We start from the raw sequence: 25,592 nt of genomic DNA, 5'->3' as shown, positions 1-25,592 counted from the left end.
TTCTTCTGCCATCTCAAGGCATTCCGACGCATCGCAACCCGTTACGAAAAGACCGATGCTTGCTTCGCCGGACTCCTTAATCTCGTCACCGCTTTCCTCGCAATCCGATGACTGTAAACAGGCCTTAGGGCGTCTCACCGTTTCATGGAAACAGCGAATCGCTCCCGCAGATCGCCGCTTCAGCGCGGCAGCACCGTCGATCCCATCAGCGCCTCGTCGATCGAGCGCGCCGCCTGGCGGCCCTCGCGGATCGCCCACACCACCAGCGACTGGCCGCGGCGCACGTCGCCAGCCGCATAGAGCTTGTCGACGCTGGTCCTGTAGTCGCGGTCGTTCGCCTCGACATTGTGCGAACGACGGCTGTCGGTGACGACCTTAACCTGGCCGTCGAGCTCCTTCATCACGCTGTCGCCGGCCGGACCGGCAAAGCCGATGGCGATGAAAGCGAGGTCGGCGCGGATGACGAACTCACTGCCGGCGATCGGCTTGCGCCTGTCGTCGACCTCGCAACAGCGCACGCCGGTGAGTTGGCCCTCCTCGCCGATGAACTCGAGCGTCGCCACCTGGAATTCGCGTTCCGCACCTTCGGCCTGCGAGGACGATGTGCGCATCTTCGTCGCCCAGTAGGGCCATACCGCGAGCTTGTCTTCCTTCTCCGGCGGCTGCGGACGGATGTCGAGCTGCGTCACGCGCACCGCGCCCTGTCGGAAGGCGGTGCCGATGCAGTCGGACGCGGTGTCGCCGCCGCCGACAACGACGACATGCTGGCCGCCGGCGATGATCGGGTGCGAGGGCCAGGCCACCGACTGAATAGGCTCGCCGCCGACGCGGCGGTTCTGCTGCACCAGATAGGGCATGGCATCGTAGACGCCGCTGAGATCGCTGCCCGGAATGCCGGCCGGACGCGGCGTTTCCGAGCCGCCGCAATAGAGCACGGCGTCGAATTCCTCGAGTAGATCGGCGACCTTCATGTCGACGCCGACATTGACGCCGCAATGGAAGGTCACGCCCTCGCCCTGCATCTGCTCGATGCGCCGGTCGATATAGTGCTTCTCGATCTTGAAGTCCGGAATGCCGTAGCGCATCAGCCCGCCCGGGCGGCTCTCGCGCTCATAGACATGCACGTCGTGGCCGGCGCGGCCGAGCTGCTGCGCCCCGGCCATGCCGGCCGGCCCGGAGCCGATGACGGCAACCCGCTTGCCCGTCTTCTTTTCCGGTGGATAGGGCCGGATATGGCCCGTCTCGTAGGCCTTGTCGGCAATCGCCTGCTCGACGGTCTTGATGGCGACCGGAATGTCCTCGAGGTTCAGCGTGCAGGCTTCCTCGCAGGGCGCGGGGCAGATGCGGCCGGTGAATTCCGGGAAATTGTTGGTCGAATGGAGGTTGCGGATCGCGTTGTCCCAATCGCCATTGTAGACGAGGTCGTTCCAGTCCGGGATCTGGTTGTGGATTGGGCAGCCGGTCGGTCCGTGGCAGAACGGAATGCCGCAATCCATACAGCGCGCGGCCTGTTTCTCGACCTCCTTGTCCGACATCGGCAGCGTGAATTCGCGGAAATGCCGGACGCGGTCGGAAGCTGGCTGGTACTTGTGCACCTGCCGGTCGATCTCGAGAAAGCCTGTTACCTTGCCCATAGTCCAGTCCCTGCTGTCCGAAGGCACGCTTTTGTCGGCGCACCCGTTAACCCCATAAGGCCGCCGTGGCAACCGTGCCTTGTTGGAGCATGACCTTCCGAAAACCGGTTCCCACTTTTCGGGGTCATGCTCTCGGGGTCAGGATTGTTGGTGAGGATGGCGGCCGGAGGACTATCTCCCCGGCCATACCCGAAACCTATTCCGCCGCCACGCTCATGCGCATGCGTTCCATCTCGATCAGCGCGCGGCGGTATTCCACCGGCATGATTTTCCGGAATTTCGGCCGGAAGTTCTGCCAATCGTCTAGTATCTCGCGGCCGCGCACCGAACCGGTGAAATGCACGTGGTTCGAGATCAGCTGGTAGAGCCGTTCCTCGTCATGGCTGGTCATGTCGCCTGAAACGTCGACGCGGCCCTTGTGATCGAGGTCGCCGCCGTGATGGAGCAGCTTCTCCATCAGGTCGTCCTCTTCCGGAACCGGCTCCAGTTCGACCATCGCCATGTTGCAGCGCTCGGCGAAATCGCCCTTCTCGTCCAGCACATAGGCGACGCCGCCCGACATGCCGGCCGCGAAGTTGCGCCCCGTTTTTCCCAGCACGACGACGATGCCGCCGGTCATGTATTCGCAGCCATGATCGCCGACGCCTTCGACGACGGCGGCAACGCCGGAATTGCGCACCGCGAAACGCTCGCCAGCGACACCGGCGAAATAGGCTTCGCCTTCGGTCGCGCCGTAAAGAACGGTGTTGCCGACAATGATCGAGTCGGCAGCAACGATCTTGGCCTCTTCCGGCGGGCGGATGACGATGCGGCCGCCCGACAGGCCCTTGCCGACATAGTCGTTGCCGGCGCCGACCAGCTCGAACGAGATGCCGCGCGCCAGGAAAGCAGCGAAGGACTGCCCGGCGGTGCCGGTGAGCTTCACCTTGATCGTGTCCTCGCGCAGCCCCTTGTGCTTGAAGCGCTTGGCGACTTCGCCCGACAGCATGGCGCCGGTGGACCGGTCGACATTGCGGATCGGCACTTCGATGCTGACGGGCTGCTTGGCTTCGAGCGCCGGCTTGGCCAGCTCGATCAGTTTGCGATCGAGCACGTCGTCGATCGGATGCTTCTGCCGCTCGGTCCAGTGCAGCGCCTCATGCGGCGCGTCCGGCTTGAAGAACATCTTCGAAAAATCGAGCCCGCGCGCCTTCCAGTGCTGGATGACGTCGCGCTTTTCCAGCAGATCGGTGTCGCCGATGATCTGGTCGAGATGGGTGAAGCCCATTCCGGCGAGCAGCGCCCGCACCTCTTCCGCTACATAGAAAAAGAAGTTGATGACGTGCTCGGGCGCGCCCTTGAAGCGCTTGCGCAGCACCGGGTCCTGCGTCGCCACGCCAACCGGGCAGGTATTGAGGTGGCACTTGCGCATCATGATGCAGCCGGCCGCGATCAGCGGCGCGGTCGAGAAGCCGAACTCGTCGGCGCCGAGCAGCGCGCCGATGACGACGTCGCGCCCGGTGCGCAGGCCGCCATCGACCTGCAGCGCCACGCGGGAGCGCAAGCCGTTGAGCACCAGCGTCTGATGCGTTTCGGCAAGGCCCATTTCCCACGGGCTGCCGGCATGCTTGAGCGAGGTCAGCGGCGAAGCGCCGGTGCCGCCGTCATAGCCGGAGATGGTGATATGGTCCGCACGCGCCTTGGCGACGCCTGCCGCGACAGTGCCGACACCGACTTCCGACACGAGCTTGACCGAAACGTCGGCCGCCGGATTGACGTTCTTCAAATCGTAGATCAGCTGCGCCAGATCCTCGATGGAATAGATGTCGTGATGCGGCGGCGGCGAGATCAGGCCGACGCCGGGCGTCGAATGCCTGACCTTGGCGATGGTCGCGTCGACCTTGTGTCCAGGGAGTTGGCCCCCCTCGCCGGGCTTGGCGCCCTGCGCGACCTTGATCTGCATGACATCGGAATTGACCAGATATTCGGCCGTCACACCGAAGCGTCCGGACGCGACCTGCTTGATCGCCGAGCGTTCCGGGTTCTTGCCGCCGCCGGGCAGCGGCAGATAACGGTCGGCCTCTTCGCCGCCCTCGCCGGTGTTCGACTTGCCACCGATCTGGTTCATGGCGCGCGCCAAGGTCGTATGCGCTTCCCTGGAGATCGAGCCGAACGACATCGCGCCGGTCGAGAAGCGCTTGACGATCTCGGCCGCCGGCATGACGTCGTCGATCGCGACCTTCTTTCGGCCGGTCTCTTCCGCGAGCCTGATCTTGAACAGGCCGCGGATGGTCTGGGCGCGTGCGGTCGCGCTGTCGATCTGCGCCGAATAATCCTTGAACGTGTCCCACGAGCCCTGCCGCACGGCGTGCTGCAGGCTGGCCACCGCATCGGGTGACCACATATGTGCCTCGCCGCGCATGCGGTACATGTATTCGCCGCCGACCTCGAGGGTGTTGCGCAGCACCGGATCGCTGCCGAAGGCATCGCTATGGCGGCTGAGCGTTTCGGTGGCGATTTCGTCCAGGCCGACGCCTTCGATCAGCGTCGCGGTGCCGGTGAAATACTTCTCGACGAAATCCGACTTCAGCCCGATTGCGTCGAATATCTGCGCGCCGCAATAGGACTGGTAGGTCGAGATGCCCATCTTGGACATCACCTTGAGGATGCCCTTGCCGATCGACTTGATATAGCGCGAAACGACTTCATATTCGTCGACCTCTTCCGGCAGCTCGCCGCGCTTGTGCATGTCGAGCAGCGTGTCGAAGGCGAGATAGGGATTGATCGCCTCGGCGCCGTAGCCGGCCAGGCAGCAAAAGTGGTGCACCTCGCGCGGCTCGCCGGATTCCACCACGAGGCCGACCGAAGTGCGCAGGCCCTTGCGGATCAGGTGATGGTGCACCGCCGCCGTCGCCAGCAGCGAAGGAATGGCGATGCGGTCCGGTCCGACCTGGCGGTCGGACAGGATGATGATGTTGTAGCCGCCGGCGACCGCCGCCTCCGCCCGCTCGCAGAGCCGGTCGATAGCGCCCTGCATGCCGGCAGCATTCTCGTTCGAGCCATAGGTGATGTCGATCGTCTTGGTGTCGAAACGGTCCTCCGTATGGCCGATGGAACGGATCTTCTCCAGATCGCCATTGGTCAGGATCGGCTGGCGCACTTCGAGCCGCTTGCGGCGCGATGTGCCGACGAGATCGAAGATGTTCGGCCGCGGCCCGATGAACGACACCAGGCTCATCACCAGTTCCTCGCGGATCGGGTCGATCGGCGGGTTGGTGACCTGGGCGAAATTCTGCTTGAAATAGGTGTAGAGCAGCTTCGACTTGTCCGACATCGCCGAGATCGGCGTGTCGGTGCCCATCGAACCAACCGCTTCCTGGCCGGTGGTCGCCATCGGCGCCATCAAAAGCTTGGTGTCCTCCTGCGTGTAGCCGAAGGACTGCTGGCGATCGAGCAGGCTGACATCCTTGCGCAGCGCGCGCGGCTCGACCGGCTTCAGGTCTTCCAGGATCAGCTGCGTGTTGGCGAGCCAGGTCTTGTAAGGGTGCCTGGTCGCGATCTCCGATTTGATCTCCTCGTCGGAGACGATGCGGCCCTTGGCAAGGTCGATCAGAAGCATGCGGCCGGGCTGCAGCCGCCACTTCTGCACGATCTTCTCCTCCGGCACCGGCAGCACGCCGGCTTCGGAGGCCATGATGACGCGGTCGTCATCGGTGACGATGTAGCGCGCCGGGCGCAGGCCGTTGCGATCGAGCGTGGCACCGATCTGGCGGCCATCGGTGAAGACCACCGCCGCCGGGCCGTCCCACGGCTCCATAAGGGCTGCATGGTATTCGTAGAAAGCCTTGCGGTCGGCGTCCATGAGCTTGTTGCCGGCCCAGGCTTCCGGGATCAGCATCATCATGGCGTGGCTGAGCGAGTAACCGCCCTGGAACAGGAATTCGAGCGCGTTGTCGAAGCACGCGGTATCCGACTGGCCGTCATAGGAGATCGGCCACAGCTTCGAGATGTTGTTGCCGAACAGCTCGGAATCGACCGAGGCCTGGCGCGCCGCCATCCAGTTGTTGTTGCCGCGCACCGTGTTGATCTCGCCATTATGCGCGACCATGCGATAGGGATGGGCCAGCTTCCACGACGGGAAGGTGTTGGTCGAGAAGCGCTGGTGGACAAGGATCAGCGCCGTTTCGAAGCGCGGGTCGTTGAGGTCCTTGTAGTAGGCACCGACCTGGTAGGCCAGGAACATGCCCTTGTAGACGATGGTGCGCGCCGACAGCGACACGCAATAGGAACCGATGTCCTTGTTGTCGTTCTCGGCGTAGATGCGGCCCGAGATCACCTTGCGCAGCAGATAGAGCCTCGCCTCATATTCCTCGTCGTCGGTGATGTCCGGCGTGCGACCGATGAACACCTGGCGATGAAACGGCTCCGACGCGACGATATCCGGGGCCTTCGACAATGACGAATTGTCGACCGGCACGTCGCGGAAGCCGATGAGCGGCAACCCTTCCGACTGCGCCGATTCGGCGATGATCTCTTCGATATGGGCGCGAAGGGCTGCGTCCTGGGGCATGAACCAGTGGCCGACGCCATATTGGCCGGCCGGCGGCAGCTCGACACCCTTGGCCGCCATTTCCTCACGGAAAAATCCGTCCGGGATCTGCACCAGCACGCCGGCGCCGTCGCCGACCAGCGGGTCGGCGCCGACGGCGCCGCGATGGGTGAGGTTCTCCAGCATCGCCAGACCGTCCTCGACGATCCGGTGCGACTTCACGCCCTTCATGTTGGCGATGAAGCCGACGCCGCAGGCGTCATGCTCGTTGCGCGGATCGTAGAGGCCCTGCGCGGTCATGCCGCTGGCCGTGGTACGGGTTGGACGTTTAACGGCTGCCGCTTTCGTCTGCGCGGCCTGGCCGTTGATCGCAGATGGCGTCAGTTCCGTCATCGTCCTATCCTCCGTTCTCCACCTTGGCCCTGACTGTTTCAGGGCGCTGGTTTGCCTTGGGAAGCACAATGCTTCCCCTTGATCCTGCTGCACGTCTCGCGAAATCTATCGAACCATACGGCTATACGCCCGGTTCGCATCCGGTATCGTACAGGTCAGAGCCGGGCCGTCTACCCGCCGCTCGCGACAATGGCCGGAATGGCATTGATGATACGCCAGTCCAGCCTGTTTTGTGCGACAAAATAAGACAGCACTACTGTCCTAAATTTTTTATGCCAGAAATCTGGCAGCCACACAAGACCGATTCACAAAAATCTTGGCACCGCCGCGACACAAAATTTCGTGACGAATGCCAGAAACGCAAGGTTTGGTCCGCGCCGTTTGGAGGTGTGGCTGGCTTTACCGCTTTGCCACCGATTGGCCCTTGCGCTTCGCTTGACGAAGCGGTCAAGTCGCGCCGCTTTTGCCAATCACGATATGGGCCACTCGATGTTCTTTGCATCCGACAACTGGGCGGGCGTGCATCCCGACATTTCGGCCAACCTCTCCCGCCATGCCGCCGGTACAGCCACCGCCTATGGCGACGGCGATCTGGACCGCGCCGTCTATCGTCGCTTCAGTGAAATCTTCGAGCGCGAAGTCCAGGTCTTCTTCGTCGCCACCGGCACCGCGGCCAACGCGCTTTCGATGGCGGCGTTGAATCGCATTGGCGGCATCGCGCTTTGCCATTCCGAAGCGCATATGAATGTCGACGAGTTCGGTGCTGCCGGTTTCTATACCGGCGGCGCGCGCATGGCGCCGGTTCCCGGACCGCTGGGGCGCATGAACCCGGAAGCTCTCGACCGGGCTATAAAGCGCTATTCGCAGGATCTGGCCCCGGCCGGTCAGCCGATGGCAGTCAGCGTCACCCAGGCGACCGAGGTCGGCACGGTCTATGGCGTCGATGACGTCAAGGCGATCGCCGAGGTTAGCCGCAGCCACAAGCTGCCGCTGCATATGGACGGCGCGCGCTTCGCCAATGCGATTGCGGCGACAGGCGTCAGCCCCGCTGAAATGACCTGGAAGAGCGGCGTCGACCTCATCTCCTTCGGCGGCACCAAGAACGGCTGCTGGATGGCCGACGCGGTCGTCATCCTCAATCCGGACGTCGGCAAGGACCTGCGGCTGCTGCGCCAGCGCGCCGGGCAGACTTTTTCCAAGGCCCGCTTCATCTCGGCCCAGTTCGAGGCGTATTTCACCGACGATCTGTGGCTGCGGATGGCCGGGCACGCCAATGCGATGGCCGCGCATCTGGCCGAGACGATCGAGGATGCGCCGGCCGGCAAGCTTGCCTGGCTGCCGCAGGCCAATGAGGTGTTCGCCATCCTCACCCGCTCCACGGCCGAAAAGCTCCAGGTGGCCGGCGCCAAATTCTACGAATGGGGCGTGCCGCAGGGCTTCGACGGACACCTCGGTGACAATGAAGCGATCTATCGCTTCGTCGCCAGCTTCGCGACCACGACGGAAGAGATCGGCCGTCTCGGTCACTTGCTTGGCTGAGCTTGGTACGGCCGAGAGCAGCCAGATGACCAAACCACCCCTCGGCTCAACGATGCGGCTGGTTCGTCCGGCACCGAACGTGCTCGGCTTCTACGACGGCCGCGTCGAAGGCGTTCGCATCTGGTCGGACGAGCCGAATTGGCTCGACGACGGCGCCTATACACTTGGCGTCTGCACCTATGCGATCGTCGATGGATCGCAGGCGCTCGTCTATGACACGCACATATCCCTGCCGCATGCCCGCTTCATCCGGCGGACGCTCGAAGAGATGGGCGTAACCTCGATACGCGTCGTGCTCAGCCACTGGCATGACGATCATATTGCCGGCAACGAGGCGTTCGAGGATTGCGAGATCATCGCCAACACCCTCACCGCCTCGGCGCTTGAGCGCGGCCGGGCCGACATCGAGGGCGGCAACCCGCCGATCAAACCGCTCGTGCTGCCCAACAGGACGTTCGAGAACAGCCTCAGCCTGGCGGTGGGAACGATCCCGATCGAACTGCGTCAGGTCGAAATCCACAGCCATGACGGCACGGTGCTGCTGATGCCCGATGCCGGGCTGCTCCTGGCCGGCGACACGCTGGAAGATTCGATCACCTATGTTTCAGAACCGGAACGCCTTGGCGAACATTTGATCGACCTCGAGCGCATGGCCGGCTGGCATTTCGATCGCATCCTGCCCAACCACGGTTCTGTGCAAGCCATAGAGGCAGGTGGCTATGACCGAAGCCTCATCGCCGCGACGCAGGCCTATGTTCGAAAACTGCTTGCCTGCCGGCAAGACCCCGACTTGGCGAAGCAGGATCTGAGGACCTTCGGCGCTGAGATGTTTGCCACGACCGCAGTTGAGTACTTCGCGCCGTACGAAACCGTTCACCGGCAGAATGTCGAGGCAGTGATCGCGGCAAATGGCCAATAAGGTGTCTTACAGCTAGGCGAGGAGAGGCCGCATCAGCAGCTCGACGCCGAGCAGGATCAGGAAGATCAGAAACCAGCGGCGAAAAGTCGCCGGACTGATCTTCTGGCGCAGGATTTGCCCCAGCCACATGCCGAGCAAGGCCGGCAGCATGGCAAGCGCGGACATCGCCAGATGTCCGGCGTCGAAGGCGCCATGCGAGGCGAGCCCCAGAGCCAACGCGATCGTCGACACGGTGAAGGAGAGACCGAGCGCCTGGATGAGATCGTCCCGGCTCAAGCCCAGCGCCTGGATGTAAGGCACGGCAGGCACCACGAAGACGCCGGTGCCGCCGGTGACCAGGCCGGTGAGGAAGCCCACGACCGGCGACGACCAGCGCTCGGCGCGTGCCGGCACCGTCGGTTGCCGCGCCAAAAGGCTGTAGGCGGCATAGACGATCAATGCCGCGCCGAGGCCGGCGGTCGTCCATTTGACATTGCCGCTGGCGAGCAGCCGGGCGCCGACGATCGTGCCCGCGAGAATGCCGGCCATCATCAGCCAGAGCCGGCGCAGGATCACCGAGAAGCTCGGACCGGCGAAAAGCTGCCAGACATTGGTGACGAAGGACGGCACGATGAGCAGCGATGCCGCGGTCACCGGCGGCATGATGGTGCCCAGCAATCCCATGGCCAACGTCGGCAGGCCCATGCCGGTCACGCCCTTGACGGTTCCGGCCAGCAGGAAGGTGATTGCGACGGTGGCTGTCAGCGCCAGGGAGAAATCGGACATCGCCCTTCATGACCCGCGAGTGCGCGCTTCAAAAGAGCCAGAAAGGCCGCTTGCCGATGGCACGACGAAAAAGCGGCGCCTTTCGGCGCCGCTTTCGTCTCGGGAGGGAGACTTGGTCTATAATGGAGCTCGCGGATTACGCGGCGGCCTTGGCTTCGATCTGCTTGGCCTTGTCCGAAGACTGGGTAATCGCGATCTTGCGCGGCTTCAGTTCCTCGGGAATGTTGCGCGTGAGATCGACGAAGAGCAGGCCGTTCTTCAGCGTGGCGCCTTCCACCTCGACATGGTCGGCCATCTGGAAGCGACGCTCGAAGGACCGCGAGGCGATGCCGCGATAAAGCAGCTCCGAACCCTCGCCGTCGTTCTCTTCCTTGCGCTCGCCCTTGACGGTCAGCACGTTGCGGTGGGCTTCGATCGAAATCTCGTCTTCCGAGAAACCGGCAACGGCCATCGAGATGCGGTAGGCGTTCTCGCCGGTGCGCTCGATGTTATAGGGCGGGTAGGTCTGCGCGGTCTCGGGCTGGCCGAGCGAGTCGAGCATGGTGAACAGCCGGTCGAAGCCGACGGTCGAACGATAAAGCGGGGAAAAATCAACGTGACGCATGAGGTGTTCTCCTGTTGAGCAACATGGTTTGCGTGTGACCCGGTACGAAACCCTCGAAAGGCGTTCCGGATAGGCCAGCGACCCCGACAATCGGCGGCCGCAACTCTCATTTGGGAAGTGGAAAAACCCATTTCAAGGTCTTTGACCGGCACAAAACCGCCATGTTGATGAACGGCAGATGAACCGGGGCTTCGGCATCCGTTCAGCCATGCCGCATTAGGCTTTGGCCAGGATAACAGACAAGCGGCGCCTCTTTTTTCCCGCGCCGCGTCGAGGCCGAACCGGGGTGCAACGTCCCTTCCTCCCGGATCGACAGAGGCCGGAAGAGCGCCGCAGGCACTTCCGGCCTTACCTATCCCCTGGCCGCGTAAATCCTCGCAACACTTTGCTTTTCCCGCTTGCCCGTCTATCACCTTGCCGACGCCTCCGGGCCAGGAACCACCAACGACGTGCCGAATGACGGATCTTTTCCATCACACTGACGGGAATCCAGCGCCGCAGAACGCGACAGGCGGCTTCTTCACCACGCGCGACGGTAAGAAGATCCGTTACGGCGTTTTTGCCGCTGTCGCGCGCCCCCTGCAAGGCACGGTGGTGCTGCTCACCGGCCGCAACGAGTGCATCGAGAAATATTTCGAGACCATCCGCAACCTTGCCGATCGCGGCTTCGCAGTCGCTGTTCTCGACTGGCGCGGCCAGGGCGATTCCAGCCGCCTGCTGCGCGACCCCCAGCGCGGCTATGTCCGCAGCTTCCGCGACTATGCGCGCGACCTCGAGCAATTCTTCGAGGAGATCGTGCTGCCCGACTGCCGCGGCCCCTACTACATCCTCGCCCATTCGACAGGAGCCGTGATTGCGCTGCTAGCCTCGCCGTCGATGGTCAACCGGGTGCGGCGCATGGTGCTGCTCACACCCTTCCTGGCCGTACCCGATCTGCCGGTTTCGACAAGCACGGTCCGGCGCGTCTGCGCGGTCTTCTGCGCGCTGGGGCTCGGCCGGCTCTATGCCGCCTTGGGTCCACGGCCGAAATTGCCGCCGCCTTTCGAGGCAAACAAGGTGACCTCGGATCCCGAGCGCTACCGGCGCAATGTCGCAATCTACGAGGCCTGGCCGCAGCTCGCGCTCGGCGGTCCGACCATCCGCTGGCTGAAAGCCGCCGCCGAGGCGGCGGACGCCGTCAGCGATCCCGGCTTCATGGCGAGGATCCAGGTGCCGATGCTGATCGTCGCCGCCGGCGCCGACCGCGTGGTCTCGACCAGGGCGGTGGAAGCCCATGCCCGGCGGCTGCGCGTCGGCTCGCTGTTGATGATCGACGGCGCGGAACACGAGCTCCTGCAGGAGAAGGACATCTACCGCGAACAGCTTCTGGCAGCTTTCGATGCCTTCATTCCCGGCACCGGCGACGCCGTTTGACCGCTTCGCCTGCGGACCGGTTTTGCAGGCCACGTCATCGCTTCCAAGCGAGCCGCACAACCCCGGTTGGCTTCTTGGAAGGGACCGGCCTGCCTGCAATATCGCGTGGAGAGCGCGCAAACGCCCGCCAACAAGCCTGAGCGGGTGCCCTGATCAGCGCAGGTCTACGCCTTATTCCCGTTCGGGTGTCGAGCGCTAGTTGTTGCCCAAGGGGACACAGGCCAGTCGACAGAGGTCGGGAGAAACGGCCATGAACGTATCGAACACGCTGTCACGTCAGGGGCATCGCCTGCTGCAGATTGGCGTCGCCCTGCTTTTGTTTTCGTCATTCGAAGGCTTCGCAATACCGTTCCTCGCCGCACCGCGGCTCGGACTTTCCGCGCACACGCTGAGCGGCCTTCAGGGCGTTCTCATGCTGGCGCTGGGTCTCGCGTGGCCAAGGCTCAATCTCGGCGCAGCGACGTCGCGGGTTGCGTTCTGGCTCCTGATCTATTCGGCTTTGGCGATCCTGGCGGCCTACGTGATCGCCAGCGCCTGGGGGGCCGGCAATGAGACAATGCCTTTGGCGGCCGGGGCCTTCCGTGGGAGCGCCTTTCAGGAAGCCGTGATCAAGGTCGTGGGGTATTCGTCCGCGCCGACCGGCCTCACGGCTTTCGCGCTCATTTTGTGGGGCCTGCGTCTCACGGACGCCCGGCCCGCCGACAGCTGATGCATGTCGCCAAAAGTGCGCAGCGGTTTTGGGATAACGACATGCATCAAAACAAATAGGCGATTCCATCCGCTCTCCGGTTTTCCGCCGCGCACTGCCTGAACCGACGCTGATGCGTGCCGGATGCTCAGCCGCGCAGCGCAGCCTTCGCCGCCGCATGCAGCTCAGGCGTTGCCGCCGCCAGAATGTCGCCGCCCTTCTCCGCCGGCCCGCCTTCGAAAGTGGTGATGACGCCGCCGGCCTTCTCGATGATCGGGATCAGCGCGACGATGTCGTAGGGCTTCAAACCCGGATCGGCGACGATATCGACGCTGCCCGCCGCCAGCATGGCGAAGGCGTAGCAGTCGGTGCCGTAGCGGGCGAGCTGGACCTTTGTCTCGAACTCATCGTAGCGCTTGCGCGCATTGCCCTCGAACAAGGCAGGCGTGGTTGTGAACAGCGTCGCTTGCGCGAGCTCGGTCGTCTTGCGGGTCGCGAGCCTGCGCGGGCCGCCCGGTCCTTCGTAGTGCGAACCGGACGCGTTGGCATAAAACAGCTCGCCGGTGAAAGGTTGCGACATCATGCCGGCGACCGCGTCGCCATCGATAGTCAGCCCGACCAGCGTTCCCCAGACCGGGACGCCGGAAATGAAGGCGCGGGTGCCGTCGATCGGATCGATCACCCAGACATGCCGGCTGGTGATATTTTCGCTGCCATGCTCTTCGCCAAGGATGCCGTGGTCGGGATATTCGGCGGATATCAGCGCCCGGATCACGCGCTCGGCCTCGCGATCGGCCTCCGTTACGGGATCGAAGCTCCCCGCCAGCTTGTTGGTGACTGCTCCCTGGCTGCGAAAGCGCGGCAAGGTTTCCGCGGCGGCGGCATGCGCGATGCGCCGCATGAAATCGAGGCTGATATCCAAGTCGCTCTCCCCATTTGCGGCCCTTGCCGGCCGCTCTTTCTCGCAGAACAGGCGCGGTGAAGATCGGTCAGGCGCCTGCTTTCTGTTGCCCGAATGCCACATTTGAGCCGCCGAAGCGGAGTTTCCACATCATATTGAATTAAAAAAGCCTGATGTCGATTGACATTTGTGCGCCGCACAATAATTTTGTCATCGGACAGGTTATCCTGTCCATGCCCTCCTTGGGCGTTTCCTCCCTAGACTTCGACCGTGTCGTGAAAACGATGCGGTCTTTTTTTACGGTCATTCCGCCGCGAGCGGCAAATCGACGAAATGATGGTCGGGCATCGACATCAGGTCGGCCGAGAAGCGGGTCAGGTCGTCGGCCAAAGCGTCGAAGCCGGCTGATTTCTGGAACGTCCGCTCATCCATGTAAAGCCCGCGATTGACCTCGATCTGCAGCGCATGCAGATGCCGCGCCGGCCGGCCGTAATGCTCGGTGATGAACCCGCCGGCATAGGGCTTGTTGTGCGCGACCGTATAGCCCATGCCGACAAGCAGGCTGATCGCCATTTCGGTGAGCGCCGGCGAGGCCGAAATGCCGAACCGGTCGCCGATGATGAAGTCGGGCCGCACGCCATTGTCGCCGACGCGGATGCTGGCCGGCATCGAGTGGCAGTCGATCAGCACGGCATAGCCGAACCTGGCATGCGTCCTGGTCAAGAGCCGCTTCAGCGTCTCATGGTAAGGCTTGTACACCGCTTCGATGCGCCCCACCGCCTCGGCCAGCGGCAGCCGTCCGGGATAGATGTCGAGCCCCTCGCCGACCAGCTTCGGCACCGTGCCCAGCCCGCCCGCGACACGCGCCGAGCGGATGTTGCAGAAGGACGGAACCGGCTCCGCGAACATGCGCGGATCGAGTTCCCAGGGCTCGCGGTTGACGTCGAGATAGGCGCGCGGAAAATTGGCCGCCAGCAGCGGCGCGCCGAGCGGCACGGCGCCGCCGAAAAGCTCCTCGACATAGCAGTCTTCCGACCGGCGGATGGCATTGCGGTCGAGCCGCGCCATGGCCAGGAAGCGCTCCGGATAGTAGCGGCCGCTATGCGGTGAATTGAAGAGGAAAGGGACGCGCTGTTCGGCGCCCGATCGGATTTCGAAGGGTGGAACGACCGAAAAATCCTCGGCTGCCGTTTTCAATTTGCACGAACCAGGAAACAGCACTGCATCATGACGCAAAACTTGCCACCTTGCGTGCGGCATGTCCAGCATTTCAGGCGGCGAAACTTGACCTTGAACCGGATGTGGAATGCCCTTCATTCACTTGATGTTTACCGACACATCCTCATATACAGGATGGTTAACGGCTTTGCCCGGCGGCAGGCTTGGGGCGGGTGATTCGGACGGGACATGATGGCACGCATTCTCTTGGCGGAAGACGATGACGATATGCGCCGCTTCCTCGTCAAGGCGCTCGAACGCGCCGGCTATCAGGTGAGCGATTTCGACAATGGCGCCAGCGCCTATGAACGGCTGCGCGAGGAGCCTTTCTCGCTGCTCCTGACCGACATCGTCATGCCGGAGATGGATGGCATCGAGCTTGCCCGCCGCGCCACCGAGATCGACCCTGACCTCAAGGTGATGTTCATCACCGGCTTTGCCGCCGTCGCGCTCAATCCCGATTCCAAGGCCCCGAAGGACGCCAAGGTGCTGTCGAAACCCTTCCATCTGCGCGATCTCGTCAACGAGGTCGAGAAGATGCTGCAGGCGGCCTGAGCCGCCTTCGGCAGCCATCGACGCGCGCCGCGCCGATGCGACAAACGGAAGCCGTCTTTCCACATTCCCGCTATTGACGCGCCGGATCAAAAATGGTGTATGCGCGGCTTCGGATGGGCGTGTAGCTCAGCGGGAGAGCACTGCATTGACATTGCAGGGGTCACAAGTTCAATCCTTGTCACGCCCACCATCCTTTCAATAACTTTAGATACCCGGTTGGCGCAGAGCTCTGCGCTTGAATCTCGGTTGCGTTCTCCCAGAAATCGACAGACGATGGCCGCCTCGAACTGGCGTCGAGTTTAGCGGTTCTCCAGCGGCACTGCCGACAGCTCCTACCCGAGATCCCCTTCGAACATGACCAGCACACGATCCGACGCCAGCAGCGCAAAGCGCTTGGCTTCTTCGTAAGCCGGGTCGGCATAGCAGGCCTTGGCGATCTCCAGGGACGGAAACTCCACCAGGACCATGCGCTTGGCATCGCGCGCCTCTGTGAGCAGAGGCGGTTCTTTTGTCGTGTTGGTCCGTGCCTGGTATTTTTCGCCGATGGGCTTCCAAAGGCGGCTATATTCGGCCTGCGCCTCCCGGTCCGAAATTTCGGTTCCGACGATGAGCCAGTATCCCTTCACGCTGAAGCGCTCCCTGATGATTGCAAGCTCCAGAGCTAAACGCGCAAAAGCACGCTTGTCCAGGGAACAGGCAAGGTCAAACACCAGCGCCTGAGCCTTCGGGCTGGGAGCTACCTCGCAGCGACGGGCGAAGAATTACCCGGTCGGGCGGTTATTGGCACTCCATCTCTATGTCCCCCGGCGTAACGATGAATGGAACGGTGACACAACCCGGATAACAGGCTACGCAAGGCTGAATTCGGGGATCATTCTAATTCCAATGGAGACTTTGCTCTTCGGTCGGCCAGCAACTGCAAACGGACTGCGATTTCCGGCCGCCAGTCTCGGCGCATGAGTGCTGGCCCGACAAAGCGCCCGGTCTGGTTGCGCGTCTATCTTGAGCTCAAGCGGGCAGGCAGATATGCCGGCGCGCCGCTTGCCACACTCGCCCGGTTTCGCGAACGCACGGAAAACAAAGCCGCTCGCAAGCGTCTAGCGCGACAGCGCGTCAATGCTGCCCGCAAGGCCTATGAGGCATCGCAGTCCTTGGTGAAGGACAGCTTCATGCTCGTCCGCATCATCGGCAATGACTTGGAGCCGCGACACCGGAAGGGCCAATCATACGACAATGTCCGGTTCATCCTGGACAACGAACCGACTTTTTTGGACTGCGAGAAATTCTGGATCGTCAACCGGATCGTCGACCCTGGCGAGGAAACGCGCATCGTCGACCTGCTGCAGGGCCGCGGTCAAAGCTTTCACGTCATCCCGTTCGAACTCGACACCTACCGGCAAATTCCCTGGAATACTGACGGGCTGGCGGCGAACGAATCCAGGTTCACCAGCGCCGATAGCCGGCCGGGTGGACACAATGCGTCGCGTTACGAGACGCATCTCCGGCACCGCAAGAACCTCTATGCGATGAACAATAACGGGGCGCGCAACGCGGCGCTAAAGATTGCCCGCGGGCGTGCCAGGTGGCTGATGCCCTGGGACGGCAATTGCTATCTGACAGAGCCGGCCTTCCGGCAGATCCGGACGGCGATCGAACAACATCCGTATTTTCGCTATGTCGTCGTGCCGATGGCGCGCATCGTCGACAACGCGCTCCTGCTCGACGCGACATTCAGGCCGCCGGCAAACGAAGAGCCGCAGATCATTTTTCGCAGCGATACGATCGAACTGTTCGACGAAACATACGGCTACGGGCGCCGGCCGAAGATCGAAATGCTGTGGCGGCTCGGCGTCCCCGGGCCATGGGACCGGTTTCGCGACGACGCATGGGATATCCCGCGCCCGCGCCTCGCGGCGGACGCCGGGCTTTTTCAAAATGCGGGCTGGGTCGCGCGCCTCGATTCAGGGCGTGCGCATCTGGAAGTCGGCCGGGCCGGTTTCCGCGCCCGGCTGGGCAAGCGTGACGAGGCGATCGTCGGCATGCTCGACCGCTGCGACGCCAGGGCGATCGCCCAAAAGCTCGATCCCGCTCGCCTGGCCTATTATGACGAGGACAGGCTTGCCGCCGCGCGCCAGGGGCAAGACCTGCATGTTCAACAGGAGCTGCGTGCCTGTGCGGAGCAGGCGCTTCTGCGCGGCCCGTTCAGCGTCGTGGACAAGAGCGGCCCTGCCCCGAGCGGCGATCCGCACGACTATTTCCAGCCGGCTCCATATTGGTGGCCGGATCCGCGCAAACCCGATGGCCTTCCCTTCATCCGGCGCGACGGCGAACACGCCCCCGGCACCGCTCTTTATGCAGCAGGCAGCGAAGCCTACGACCGGACCCGCCTGCAACGGGTTCTCGACGACACCACCGTGCTTGCCCTGGCAGCGACCGTGCTTGGCGAGCCGCGCTATGCCGATCACGCCGCGCGGCTCGTCCGGACATGGTTCGTGGACCCCGCGACGAGAATGAACCCCAACATGCGCTATGCGCAGGTGCGATGGGGGCGCGACAACAACGAAGGCCCGGGATATGGCATCCTTGAGCTCGCGGATCTCTACTTCTTTCTCGATGCAGTCAGGCTGATCGAGCGAAGCGGAGCGCTGGGCGAGCGGGACAGCCAGGCCTTCAGGGCCTGGCTCGGTTCATACTGCGAATGGCTGGATACCGCGCCGGCCGCGATGTTTGAATTCCACCGGCTCAACAACCACGGTGTTTTCTTCGACCTGCAGCGGGCGGCCATCGCGGCATTTATGGGTGACGGCGCGGCGCTTGCAAAGGCGGAACTCTATGCCCGCGAAAGGATCGCCGACCAGATCGCTTCCGACGGCCGCTTGCCCGAGGAAATGTCACGCACGCGTCCGAGGCACTACGCCATGTTTGCCTTGCAGGGCTGGACGGCACTGGCACGAATCCTGTCCGTCGTCGGCGACAATCTCTGGGCATACCGGGCGAAAGACGGACAGGGGCTGGTCGACGCTCTGCGCTGGATGGCGGCACATGCCGATACGCTGGCCACGATATCCGGCGAAACGTTCGATGAGGAGCGCATCCGGCCTTTGCTGGACGATCTGGGAAGGCATGATTTCGACAAAACCGCGCCTGCGGGCGAGCAACCGGAACCAGCGAGGCTGGTCTTTCATCCGGACTGCGCGATCCCGCCATTCTGGATATGGCGGCGGGCCTGATTACCTCGCTGCAAGACCACGCAGCCAGGCGATCCGCCACCTTGCCTTGGCAATCACGCCGGACCTTGGCCTTCTGCCTTGCAGGATGCGTCGTTTGACCCGCCTCAGGATCGGGTCCGCGGGGGCGGCGGTTACGGCGCGATGCGCTGCTTCCCGAATAGATTTTCCGGCAGCGCTCCGCCAGCGCCATCTCGAAGAATGCTTTCGGGGTCTCGTCCTAGGTTGAACGGCCATCGCGCCATCTGCCGCCGGCGGCGCGCGCAAGATCGGCCCGAACCATTTCCGCCACCAGGTCCCTGAAACCGATCGTGTGCGACCAGCCCAAAACGTTCCTTGCCTTGGCGGCGTCGCCAACCAGCGCGTCCACATCGGTCGGTCGGAAGTAGCGCGGATCGATCCGCACCAGCGCCGCGCCGGTGACTGCATCGACGCCAACTTCATCGGCGCCCCGGCCCTGCCAGCGGATGGTTCGCCCGGCCTCGGCGAAGGCAAGTTCCACGAATTCGCGCACCGAATGGGCCTCGCCGGTCGCGAGCACGAAATCGTCCGGCTCGCCATGCTGCAGGATGCGCCACATGCCTTCGACATAGTCGCGCGCATGGCCCCAGTCGCGACGGGCATCGATGTTGCCGAGATAGAGCGTGTCCTGCAGCCCGTGATGAATCGCGGCAACGGCGCGGGTGATCTTGCGGGTGACGAAGGTTTCGCCGCGCGTCGGGCTCTCATGGTTGAACAGGATGCCGTTGGCGGCGAACATGCCGTAAGCCTGACGGTAATTGACCGTGATCCAGTAGGCATAAAGCTTGGCCGCCGCGTAAGGTGAGCGCGGCTGGAAAGGCGTTGCTTCGTTCTGTGGCGTTTCCCGCACCTGGCCGTAAAGCTCCGAGGTCGAAGCCTGGTAGAAGCGTACCGATTTCTCCAGGCCGAGAATGCGGATCGCCTCCAAAAGCCTCAGCGTCCCAAGCGCGTCGGCATTGGCGGTATATTCCGGCGTTTCGAAGCTCACCTGGACGTGGCTTTGCGCGCCGAGATTGTAGATTTCGCTGGGCTTCGTCTCCTGCACAAGGCGGATCAGGTTGGTCGCGTCGGTCAGATCGCCATGATGCAGGAAAAAGCGCGCGCCGCTCTCATGCGGATCGACATAGAGGCCGTCGACGCGCTCGGTGTTGAACGAAGACGACCGGCGTTTGACGCCGTGGACGACATAGCCCTTCGCGAGCAGCAGCTCGGCCAGATAAGCCCCGTCCTGCCCGGTAACACCGGTGATAAGGGCGACTTTGTCTGCCAGGGCGACTTTGTCCGCCATTGCCGTATCCGTCCGCGCCAATCTCGGCAAGCGAATACAGATTTGCCGGCGGAACGCAAATCCCGCACGGCGGATGGTTCAGATGCCCGCCATCGCCAGCAGGGTCTTCATCCTGGCGGTAGCCAGGTCAGGGTCGGCTAACAGACCTGCCTGGTCGGCGAGGCGGAAGACATCCGCGTAGTGGCATATGCCGCGCGCCGATTGCATGCCGCCGACCATGGTAAAATGGTCCTGATGCCCGTTCAGCCAGGCCATGAAGACGATGCCGGCCTTGTAGTACTCGGTCGGCGCCTCGAAGATCTTGCGCGACAACGGCACGGTCGGCGCCATCAGCGCGTCGTAGCCGGCTGTATCGCCTTCGGCCAATTTCGCCAGCGCGGCGTTGGCCACTGGTGCGATGGCGTCGAAGATGCCGAGCAGCGCATGCGAGTGTCTGCTGCCGTCGCCGGCGATCAGTTCGGGATAGTTGAAATCGTCGCCGGTGAACATCACGACGCCCTCGGGCAGCCGGTCGCGCAGCAGCACTTCCTTGCCGGCATCGAGCAGCGATATCTTGATGCCCTCGACCTTGCCCGCATGCCGCTCGATGATGGCAACGACCGTGTCGAGTGCGGTATCGAAATCATTGCTCCCCCAATAACCCTTGAGCGCCGGATCGAACATGTCGCCCAGCCAGTGCAGGATGACCTTGCCCGACGCCTGGGAGAGCATGCGGTCGTAGACGAGGTCATAGTCGTCCGCCCCTTTTGCCACCGCCGCCAGCGCGCGGCTTGCCATCATGATCGCCTTGCCGCCCTCGCCTTCGACGAAGGCGAATTGTTCTTCATAGGCGCGGATAACGTCGTCGAGCGTCTTGGCCGCCGCCGGCGCCAGATGATCGGTCCCCGCCCCCGAAGCAAGGTCGGCGCCCGGCACCGTTCGCGCCTCCGCGATCGAGCGGCGGATCAATTCCTTCGCGCTCGCCCAGTCGAAACCCATGCCGCGCTGCGAGGTGTCCATGGCCTCGGCGACGCGGAAGCCGAGCCGCCACAGATGATGGCGAAACGCCATGGTCCTTTCCCAGTCGACCGCCGGCTGCGACCACGGATTGGTCATGGCGATGGGATCGGCAACGACGTGGGCAGCGGCATAGGCGATACGCGAAAAACGCGCGCTTTTGCTCGGCGTGACCGGTTCGTCGACGAGCCGATAGCTGACCCGGTCGCCGTTTTCAGCAGGCAAGGTGATGTCCATCGAACTCTCCTGTTGCGGTCCCTATAAATGGAACGTTCCAATAAATCAAGAACCTTTATGATTCCAGGAACCTGAGCCGAGGGGCATGGCGTCTCAACGCGAGGGCCCCTGCACGGCTGCGATTTTGAACCGCTTCAATCAATTTTTCGACTCTCACGGGAATTACGATTGACTCTGATTTCGAACGATGATTAGAACGTTCCAATAAATTGTTCACAAACGCGGAGGATGGGACGAGGATGGCCAGCCGGGCCAAGGCGACGATCCTGGACATTGCGCGCGAGGCCGGCGTGTCCAAATCGACGGTGTCTCTCGTGCTGCAAGGCAGCGGGCTGATCCGGCCCGAAACCGCGATCAAGGTGCGCAAGGCGATCGAGGATGTCGGCTATGTCTACAACCGCGGGGCCGCCAATCTGCGCAAGGCGCATTCCAACGTCATCGGCATGGTGATCAACGATCTCACCAACCCCTTTTTCGCCGAGCTTGCCGTCGGCATGGAGCGCGTCTTCCAGGCGGCGGGCGTCGTCCCCTTCATCGCCAACACGGCGGAAAACCCGGTGCGCCAGGAAGAGGTGCTGAAATCGCTGATGGAGCAGGGTGTGGCAGGCCTGATCGTCTCGCCGGCGCGCGGCACCACGCCGGGCGCCTTCCGCCGCATCGAGACGGCCGGTGTGCCGATCGTCTTTGCCATGCGCCGTCTGCCTGACAGCCGCATCCCGGTGATCGCGCCGGACAATCATCGCGGCGCCGTGCTGGCCACCGAGCATCTGATCCGCAAGGGCCATCGCCGCCTGGCGTTCTTCGGCGGCTCATCGGACCTCGTTGTCTATCACGAGCGCCTGGGCGGCTTCCTCGAAGCCTGCGAAACGCTCGGTGTCCCGGCGGCTCACCGGCTGGTCGTCGAAGGCGAGACCAGCCGCAAGGGCGGCATGGCCTGCCTGGAGACGGCACTTGCCGCGGCCGAGCCGCCGACGGCGGCGCTGTGCTTCAACGACGCGGTCGCCTTCGGCGCCATGCTGGCGCTGCGCAGGCGCAATCTGGAGGCAGGAGCGGACTTTGCCGTCGTTGGCTTCGACGATGTCGCCGAAGCCGAGCACTACAGTCCGGCGCTGACCAGCGTTGCCGTCGACAGCGCCGGCCTCGGCGAACGCGCCGCCCATGTCATGCTGAAGATGATCCAGTCCCGCACCACGCGCGCCGAGGACCATGTCGGCGCCGTCAATCTCGTCGTCCGGGAAAGCAGTGGCCCGGACCGCAACAAGCAAGTCGGAGACGCGGCATGGGCGTGAGATGGGGATTGATCGGCGCCAGCACGATCGCCAGGCAGTTCATGATCAACGCCATCCGCGCTCAGGCCGATGGCGAGGTCTCCGCCGTAATGAGCTCAAGCCAGGAGCGCGCAGAAGCCTATGCCCGGGAAAACGGCATTCCGGCGGCCGTCTCGACGCTCGATGCGCTGCTCAGCAGGGACATCGACGCCGTCTACATCTCGACCACGAACGAGTTGCACCTCGAACAGGGTCTCGTCGCCATCAAGGCCGGCAAGCATGTGCTATGCGAGAAGCCGCTTGCACTGACCAGCGCCGATGCCAAGCAGATGGTCGCCGCCGCCAAGGCCGCCGGCATCGTCTTTGGCACCAACCACCACCTGCGCAACGCCGGTGCGCACCGGGCGATGCGCGAGATGATCGCCGCCGGCCGTATCGGCAAGCCGATCGCCGCGCGCGTCTTCCATTCGGTCTACCTGCCGGAAAACCTGCAGGGTTGGCGCATCACGAGGCCCGAGGCCGGCGGCGGTGTGGTGCTCGATATCACCGTCCACGACGCCGACACGCTGCGCTTCGTGCTCGGCGACGATCCGGTGGAGATTTCGGCCTTCACGCAGTCGGCCGGCATGGCCGGCGGCGGGCTGGAGGACGGCGCCATGTGCATCTGGCGCTTCAAGTCCGGCGTCATCGCGCAGTCGCATGAGGGCTTCACGACGAAATTCGCCGGCACCGGCTTCGAGGTGCACGGGTCGGAAGGCTCGCTGATCGCTACCAATGTGATGACGCAGAAGCCCGTCGGCTCTGTGCTCCTGCGCACTGCAAGCGGCGAGGAAGAGCTTAGCTTCGACCGCGAGGACCTCTACACCCGTTCGCTGAGCCAGTTTCATGCCGCGATCCGCGCCGAAGGCCAGCCATCCGCCACCGGCGAGGACGGCATCTGGTCGCTGGCCTCGGCCGAAGCCGCGCTGCAATCGTCGAAGACCGGCAAATCCGTGATGATCGACCCGCAACTCGGGAGCCTGGCGTGAGCAAGCTCGTTTCGGCGGCCCACGCCGCCAGCCTGATCAAGGACGGCATGGTCGTCTCGGTGTCGTCGTCGAGCGGCCTTGGCTGCCCGGACGCCGTGCTTGCCGCGATCGGCGAGCGCTTCGACGTGGAAGGCCATCCGAAGAATATCACCACGCTGCATCCGATCGCCGCCGGCGACATGTACGGCATCAAGGGCATCGACCATCTCGCCAAGCCGGGCCTTCTGAAGCGCACACTCTGCGGCTCCTATCCGTCAGGCCCCTCCTCTTCCGAGCCGCCGCAGATCTGGAAGATGATCGGCGACAATTCGGTCGCTGCCTACAACGTGCCCTCGGGCATCCTGTTCGACATGCATCGCGAGGCTGCCGCCAAGCGGCCGGGTGTGCTGACCAAGGTCGGCCTCGACACTTTTGCCGATCCGCGCCACCAGGGCTGCGCCATGAACGCCGCGGCCGACGAGCCGATCGTTTCTGTGCAGCAGTTCGACGGCGAGGAATGGCTCTATTTCCGCGCTATCGTTCCCAACATCTCGATCATCCGCGCAACTTCCGCCGACGAGCGCGGCAACCTCACTTATGAGCACGAGGGCGCCTATCTCGGCGGCCTGGAACAGGCGCTCGCGGCCCGCAACAATGGCGGCGTCGTCATCGCGCAGGTGAAACGCGTCGTCGAAAACGGCACGCTGAAGCCGCACGACGTGCGCGTGCCGGGCATCCTGGTCGACCATATCGTGGTGGCGCCCGACCAGTTGCAGACGACGCTCACACCTTACGACCCGGCAATCTCAGGCGAGATCTTCCGGCCGCTATCAACCTTCCGCACGCCGGAAATGAACGTTCAGAAGGTGATCGCGCGTCGCGTCGCCATGGAATTGCGCGACGGCATGGCCGTCAACATCGGCTTCGGCATCTCGGCCAACGTGCCGCGCATCCTTCTCGAGGAAGGCCAGCACGGCAAGGTCACCTGGGTGATCGAGCAAGGCGCGGTCGGCGGCGTGCCGCTGCTCGACTTCAAGTTCGGCTGTGCCTCGAATGCCGAGGCGATCATGCCCTCGCCGCACCAGTTCATCTATTTCCAGGCCGGCGGCTTCGATGCCTCGCTGCTTTCCTTCCTGCAGATCGACCGCCACGGCTCGGTCAATGTGTCGAAGCTTTCGGCTCGGCCGCATGTGACGGCGGGTGCCGGCGGCTTCGTCGACATCACATCGCGCGCCAAGAAGATCGTCTTTTCCGGCTTCTTCAATGCCGGCGCCAAACTCTCGCTGGCAGACGGCGCGATCCGCATCGATCAGGAAGGCAAGGTGAAGAAGATCGTCGGGGAGGTCGAGCACATCTCCTTCTCCGGCAAGCGCGCGGTCACACAGGGGCAGGACATCACCTATGTCACCGAGCGCTGCGTGATGAAGCTGACGCCTGACGGGTTGATGGTGACGGAGCTCGCGCCTGGCATCGACCTCGAACGCGACGTGCTGGCGCAGGCCGACACTCGACTCGCGGTCGCCAACGATCTCAAGGTCACGCCTGCCGCGCTCTACCAGGACCGGCCGATCGGCCTGTCGCTCAACGGCGGCGCTTCGCTTGGAGGCGCGCATGACTGAGCGCCTCGTCACCTTCGAGCAGGACGGTGCCATCGGCATCGTCACGCTGCGCCGGCCGGAAAAGTTCAACGCGCTCGATATCCCGATGCTACGCGCGCTCGAGGCGGCGCTTGACGAGGCCGAACTGGCGAACAGTATCCGGGTCGTCCTGATCCGGGGTGAAGGCAAGGGTTTTTGCGCCGGCGGCGACGTGGAAGCCTGGGGCGCGATGAACGCCGCCGATTTCCAGGTGCAATGGGTGCGCTACGGACATCGTGTGTTCGACCGGCTGGCGCGGCTTCGGCAACCGACCATCGCTGTGTTGTCTGGTCATGCGCTGGGCGGCGGCTTGGAGCTCGCGGCCGCCTGCGACTTCCGCGTCGCCGAAACCCAGATAAAACTCGGCTTTCCCGAAACCTCCATCGGTGTCGTGCCCGGCTGGTCCGGCACGCAGCGCGCCGTGCGCCGCTTCGGCGCGCAAGTCGTGCGCCGCATGGCACTCGGCGGCGAGATCTTTCTCGCGACCGACGCGCTTGCGCTCGGCGTTGTCGACCGCGTCGCCGAAACCGGCAAGGCGTTCGACGAAGCCAAGGCATGGGGGCAAAGAATCGCCGAGCGCGGCCCGCTGGCGACCGAGGCTGCTAAGCTGATGATCGCCATTGCCGAGGGCGAGGAGAACGCCGCTGCGACCGAGGCGCTGGCCAGCGGCTTCATTGCGCTGACCGCCGACCTGAAAGCCGGCGTGGGCGCCTTCAAGGCCAAGCAGAAGCCGGCCTTTTCGAGATCCTAGAGA

General features: G+C 63.7%; 19 protein-coding genes and 1 tRNA gene. 11 read left to right on the top strand and 9 right to left on the bottom strand.

Going from position 1 to position 25,592, the window contains the following annotated elements; translation table 11 throughout:
- Positions 1-179: 179 nt before the first annotated feature.
- Complete coding sequence (locus tag RFM68_RS27315) at positions 180-1,634, bottom strand: glutamate synthase subunit beta (RefSeq protein ID WP_320236115.1); 1,455 nt, start codon at positions 1,632-1,634, stop codon at positions 180-182.
- Between the two features lie 196 nt (positions 1,635-1,830).
- Complete coding sequence (gene gltB, locus RFM68_RS27310; RefSeq protein ID WP_320236114.1) at positions 1,831-6,555, bottom strand: glutamate synthase large subunit; 4,725 nt, start codon at positions 6,553-6,555, stop codon at positions 1,831-1,833.
- A 489-nt stretch (positions 6,556-7,044) separates the two neighbouring features.
- Here gltB and RFM68_RS27305 point away from each other — a divergent pair, with 489 nt between their 5' ends.
- Complete coding sequence (locus RFM68_RS27305; RefSeq protein ID WP_320236113.1) at positions 7,045-8,094, top strand: threonine aldolase family protein; 1,050 nt, start codon at positions 7,045-7,047, stop codon at positions 8,092-8,094.
- A gap of 25 nt (positions 8,095-8,119) precedes the next feature.
- Complete coding sequence (locus RFM68_RS27300) at positions 8,120-9,013, top strand: MBL fold metallo-hydrolase (RefSeq protein ID WP_320236112.1); 894 nt, start codon at positions 8,120-8,122, stop codon at positions 9,011-9,013.
- A gap of 12 nt (positions 9,014-9,025) precedes the next feature.
- Here RFM68_RS27300 and RFM68_RS27295 read toward each other — a convergent pair whose 3' ends face one another.
- Both RFM68_RS27295 and RFM68_RS27290 read right to left on the bottom strand, forming a co-directional pair.
- Complete coding sequence (locus tag RFM68_RS27295; protein WP_320236111.1) at positions 9,026-9,778, bottom strand: sulfite exporter TauE/SafE family protein; 753 nt, start codon at positions 9,776-9,778, stop codon at positions 9,026-9,028.
- 136 nt (positions 9,779-9,914) lie between these two features.
- The gene (locus RFM68_RS27290) at positions 9,915-10,382 is read right to left on the bottom strand and encodes an Hsp20 family protein (protein ID WP_320236110.1); all 468 of its coding nucleotides are present in this window, start codon (positions 10,380-10,382) and stop codon (positions 9,915-9,917) included.
- Positions 10,383-10,838: 456 nt separating this feature from the next.
- Between RFM68_RS27290 and RFM68_RS27285 the strand changes: the two genes are divergently transcribed.
- The gene (locus RFM68_RS27285) at positions 10,839-11,795 is read left to right on the top strand and encodes an alpha/beta fold hydrolase (RefSeq protein WP_320236109.1); all 957 of its coding nucleotides are present in this window, start codon (positions 10,839-10,841) and stop codon (positions 11,793-11,795) included.
- 250 nt (positions 11,796-12,045) lie between these two features.
- The gene (locus RFM68_RS27280; protein ID WP_320236107.1) at positions 12,046-12,504 is read left to right on the top strand and encodes a styrene oxide isomerase; all 459 of its coding nucleotides are present in this window, start codon (positions 12,046-12,048) and stop codon (positions 12,502-12,504) included.
- Between the two features lie 127 nt (positions 12,505-12,631).
- Here the strand turns inward: RFM68_RS27280 and hisN are convergent, their stop codons facing one another.
- Complete coding sequence (gene hisN / locus RFM68_RS27275) at positions 12,632-13,405, bottom strand: histidinol-phosphatase (protein ID WP_320236106.1); 774 nt, start codon at positions 13,403-13,405, stop codon at positions 12,632-12,634.
- A 282-nt stretch (positions 13,406-13,687) separates the two neighbouring features.
- Positions 13,688-14,644: an N-formylglutamate amidohydrolase gene (locus tag RFM68_RS27270; RefSeq protein WP_320236104.1), complete on the bottom strand. Its 957-nt coding sequence runs from the start codon at positions 14,642-14,644 to the stop codon at positions 13,688-13,690.
- A 150-nt stretch (positions 14,645-14,794) separates the two neighbouring features.
- Between RFM68_RS27270 and cpdR the strand changes: the two genes are divergently transcribed.
- A complete protein-coding gene (gene cpdR, locus RFM68_RS27265; RefSeq protein WP_006199474.1) occupies positions 14,795-15,157 on the top strand; it encodes a cell cycle two-component system response regulator CpdR in 363 nt (120 codons plus the stop codon).
- Positions 15,158-15,272: 115 nt separating this feature from the next.
- Positions 15,273-15,347, top strand: a tRNA-Val gene (locus RFM68_RS27260).
- Positions 15,348-15,489: 142 nt separating this feature from the next.
- Here RFM68_RS27260 and RFM68_RS27255 read toward each other — a convergent pair.
- Positions 15,490-15,867, bottom strand: a complete 378-nt coding sequence (locus tag RFM68_RS27255) for a DUF1330 domain-containing protein (protein ID WP_320236103.1) — start codon at positions 15,865-15,867, stop codon at positions 15,490-15,492.
- 246 nt (positions 15,868-16,113) lie between these two features.
- On the opposite strand from RFM68_RS27255, the gene RFM68_RS27250 reads away from it, so the two are divergent.
- A complete protein-coding gene (locus tag RFM68_RS27250) occupies positions 16,114-18,387 on the top strand; it encodes an alginate lyase family protein (RefSeq protein WP_320236102.1) in 2,274 nt (757 codons plus the stop codon).
- A gap of 217 nt (positions 18,388-18,604) precedes the next feature.
- On the opposite strand, the gene gmd is transcribed toward RFM68_RS27250, so the two are convergent.
- Positions 18,605-19,693 (bottom strand): GDP-mannose 4,6-dehydratase, encoded by a 1,089-nt coding sequence (gmd, locus tag RFM68_RS27245; RefSeq protein WP_320236101.1) that lies wholly within the window; start codon positions 19,691-19,693, stop codon positions 18,605-18,607.
- A gap of 78 nt (positions 19,694-19,771) precedes the next feature.
- A complete protein-coding gene (locus RFM68_RS27240; RefSeq protein ID WP_320236100.1) occupies positions 19,772-20,926 on the bottom strand; it encodes a dihydrodipicolinate synthase family protein in 1,155 nt (384 codons plus the stop codon).
- A gap of 239 nt (positions 20,927-21,165) precedes the next feature.
- On the opposite strand from RFM68_RS27240, the gene RFM68_RS27235 reads away from it, so the two are divergent.
- Genes RFM68_RS27235 through RFM68_RS27220 form a run of 4 tightly spaced genes read left to right on the top strand, consistent with a single transcriptional unit; the run spans position 21,166 to position 25,589 of the window.
- Complete coding sequence (locus RFM68_RS27235) at positions 21,166-22,215, top strand: LacI family DNA-binding transcriptional regulator (RefSeq protein WP_320236099.1); 1,050 nt, start codon at positions 21,166-21,168, stop codon at positions 22,213-22,215.
- Positions 22,206-23,222: a Gfo/Idh/MocA family protein gene (locus RFM68_RS27230; RefSeq protein ID WP_320236098.1), complete on the top strand. Its 1,017-nt coding sequence runs from the start codon at positions 22,206-22,208 to the stop codon at positions 23,220-23,222. The genes RFM68_RS27235 and RFM68_RS27230 overlap by 10 nt, the downstream gene beginning before the upstream one ends.
- Positions 23,219-24,820: an acyl CoA:acetate/3-ketoacid CoA transferase gene (locus RFM68_RS27225; RefSeq protein WP_320236097.1), complete on the top strand. Its 1,602-nt coding sequence runs from the start codon at positions 23,219-23,221 to the stop codon at positions 24,818-24,820. Before RFM68_RS27230 ends, RFM68_RS27225 begins: the two co-directional genes overlap by 4 nt.
- The gene (locus tag RFM68_RS27220; protein WP_320236096.1) at positions 24,813-25,589 is read left to right on the top strand and encodes an enoyl-CoA hydratase/isomerase family protein; all 777 of its coding nucleotides are present in this window, start codon (positions 24,813-24,815) and stop codon (positions 25,587-25,589) included. The genes RFM68_RS27225 and RFM68_RS27220 overlap by 8 nt, the downstream gene beginning before the upstream one ends.
- Positions 25,590-25,592 lie beyond the last annotated feature (3 nt).

It is taken from the genome of Mesorhizobium montanum (assembly GCF_033977145.1).
Classification (GTDB): Bacteria; Pseudomonadota; Alphaproteobacteria; order Rhizobiales; family Rhizobiaceae; genus Mesorhizobium; species Mesorhizobium montanum.
Note: the sequence above shows the minus strand (reverse complement) of the source record. Positions and strands in the feature narration are given on the sequence as shown.

What these genes read in the sequence shown, in the direction of transcription:
- RFM68_RS27315 (WP_320236115.1), bottom strand. Translation starts at nt 1,634, where the DNA reads ATGGGCAAGGTAACAGGCTTTCTCGAGATCGACCGGCAGGTGCACAAG.
- gltB (WP_320236114.1), bottom strand. Translation starts at nt 6,555, where the DNA reads ATGACGGAACTGACGCCATCTGCGATCAACGGCCAGGCCGCGCAGACG.
- RFM68_RS27305 (WP_320236113.1), top strand. Translation starts at nt 7,045, where the DNA reads ATGTTCTTTGCATCCGACAACTGGGCGGGCGTGCATCCCGACATTTCG.
- RFM68_RS27300 (WP_320236112.1), top strand. Translation starts at nt 8,120, where the DNA reads ATGACCAAACCACCCCTCGGCTCAACGATGCGGCTGGTTCGTCCGGCA.
- RFM68_RS27295 (WP_320236111.1), bottom strand. Translation starts at nt 9,778, where the DNA reads ATGTCCGATTTCTCCCTGGCGCTGACAGCCACCGTCGCAATCACCTTC.
- RFM68_RS27290 (WP_320236110.1), bottom strand. Translation starts at nt 10,382, where the DNA reads ATGCGTCACGTTGATTTTTCCCCGCTTTATCGTTCGACCGTCGGCTTC.
- RFM68_RS27285 (WP_320236109.1), top strand. Translation starts at nt 10,839, where the DNA reads ATGACGGATCTTTTCCATCACACTGACGGGAATCCAGCGCCGCAGAAC.
- RFM68_RS27280 (WP_320236107.1), top strand. Translation starts at nt 12,046, where the DNA reads ATGAACGTATCGAACACGCTGTCACGTCAGGGGCATCGCCTGCTGCAG.
- RFM68_RS27270 (WP_320236104.1), bottom strand. Translation starts at nt 14,644, where the DNA reads ATGCCGCACGCAAGGTGGCAAGTTTTGCGTCATGATGCAGTGCTGTTT.
- cpdR (WP_006199474.1), top strand. Translation starts at nt 14,795, where the DNA reads ATGGCACGCATTCTCTTGGCGGAAGACGATGACGATATGCGCCGCTTC.
- RFM68_RS27250 (WP_320236102.1), top strand. Translation starts at nt 16,114, where the DNA reads ATGAGTGCTGGCCCGACAAAGCGCCCGGTCTGGTTGCGCGTCTATCTT.
- gmd (WP_320236101.1), bottom strand. Translation starts at nt 19,693, where the DNA reads ATGGCGGACAAAGTCGCCCTGGCAGACAAAGTCGCCCTTATCACCGGT.
- RFM68_RS27240 (WP_320236100.1), bottom strand. Translation starts at nt 20,926, where the DNA reads ATGGACATCACCTTGCCTGCTGAAAACGGCGACCGGGTCAGCTATCGG.
- RFM68_RS27235 (WP_320236099.1), top strand. Translation starts at nt 21,166, where the DNA reads ATGGCCAGCCGGGCCAAGGCGACGATCCTGGACATTGCGCGCGAGGCC.
- RFM68_RS27230 (WP_320236098.1), top strand. Translation starts at nt 22,206, where the DNA reads ATGGGCGTGAGATGGGGATTGATCGGCGCCAGCACGATCGCCAGGCAG.
- RFM68_RS27220 (WP_320236096.1), top strand. Translation starts at nt 24,813, where the DNA reads ATGACTGAGCGCCTCGTCACCTTCGAGCAGGACGGTGCCATCGGCATC.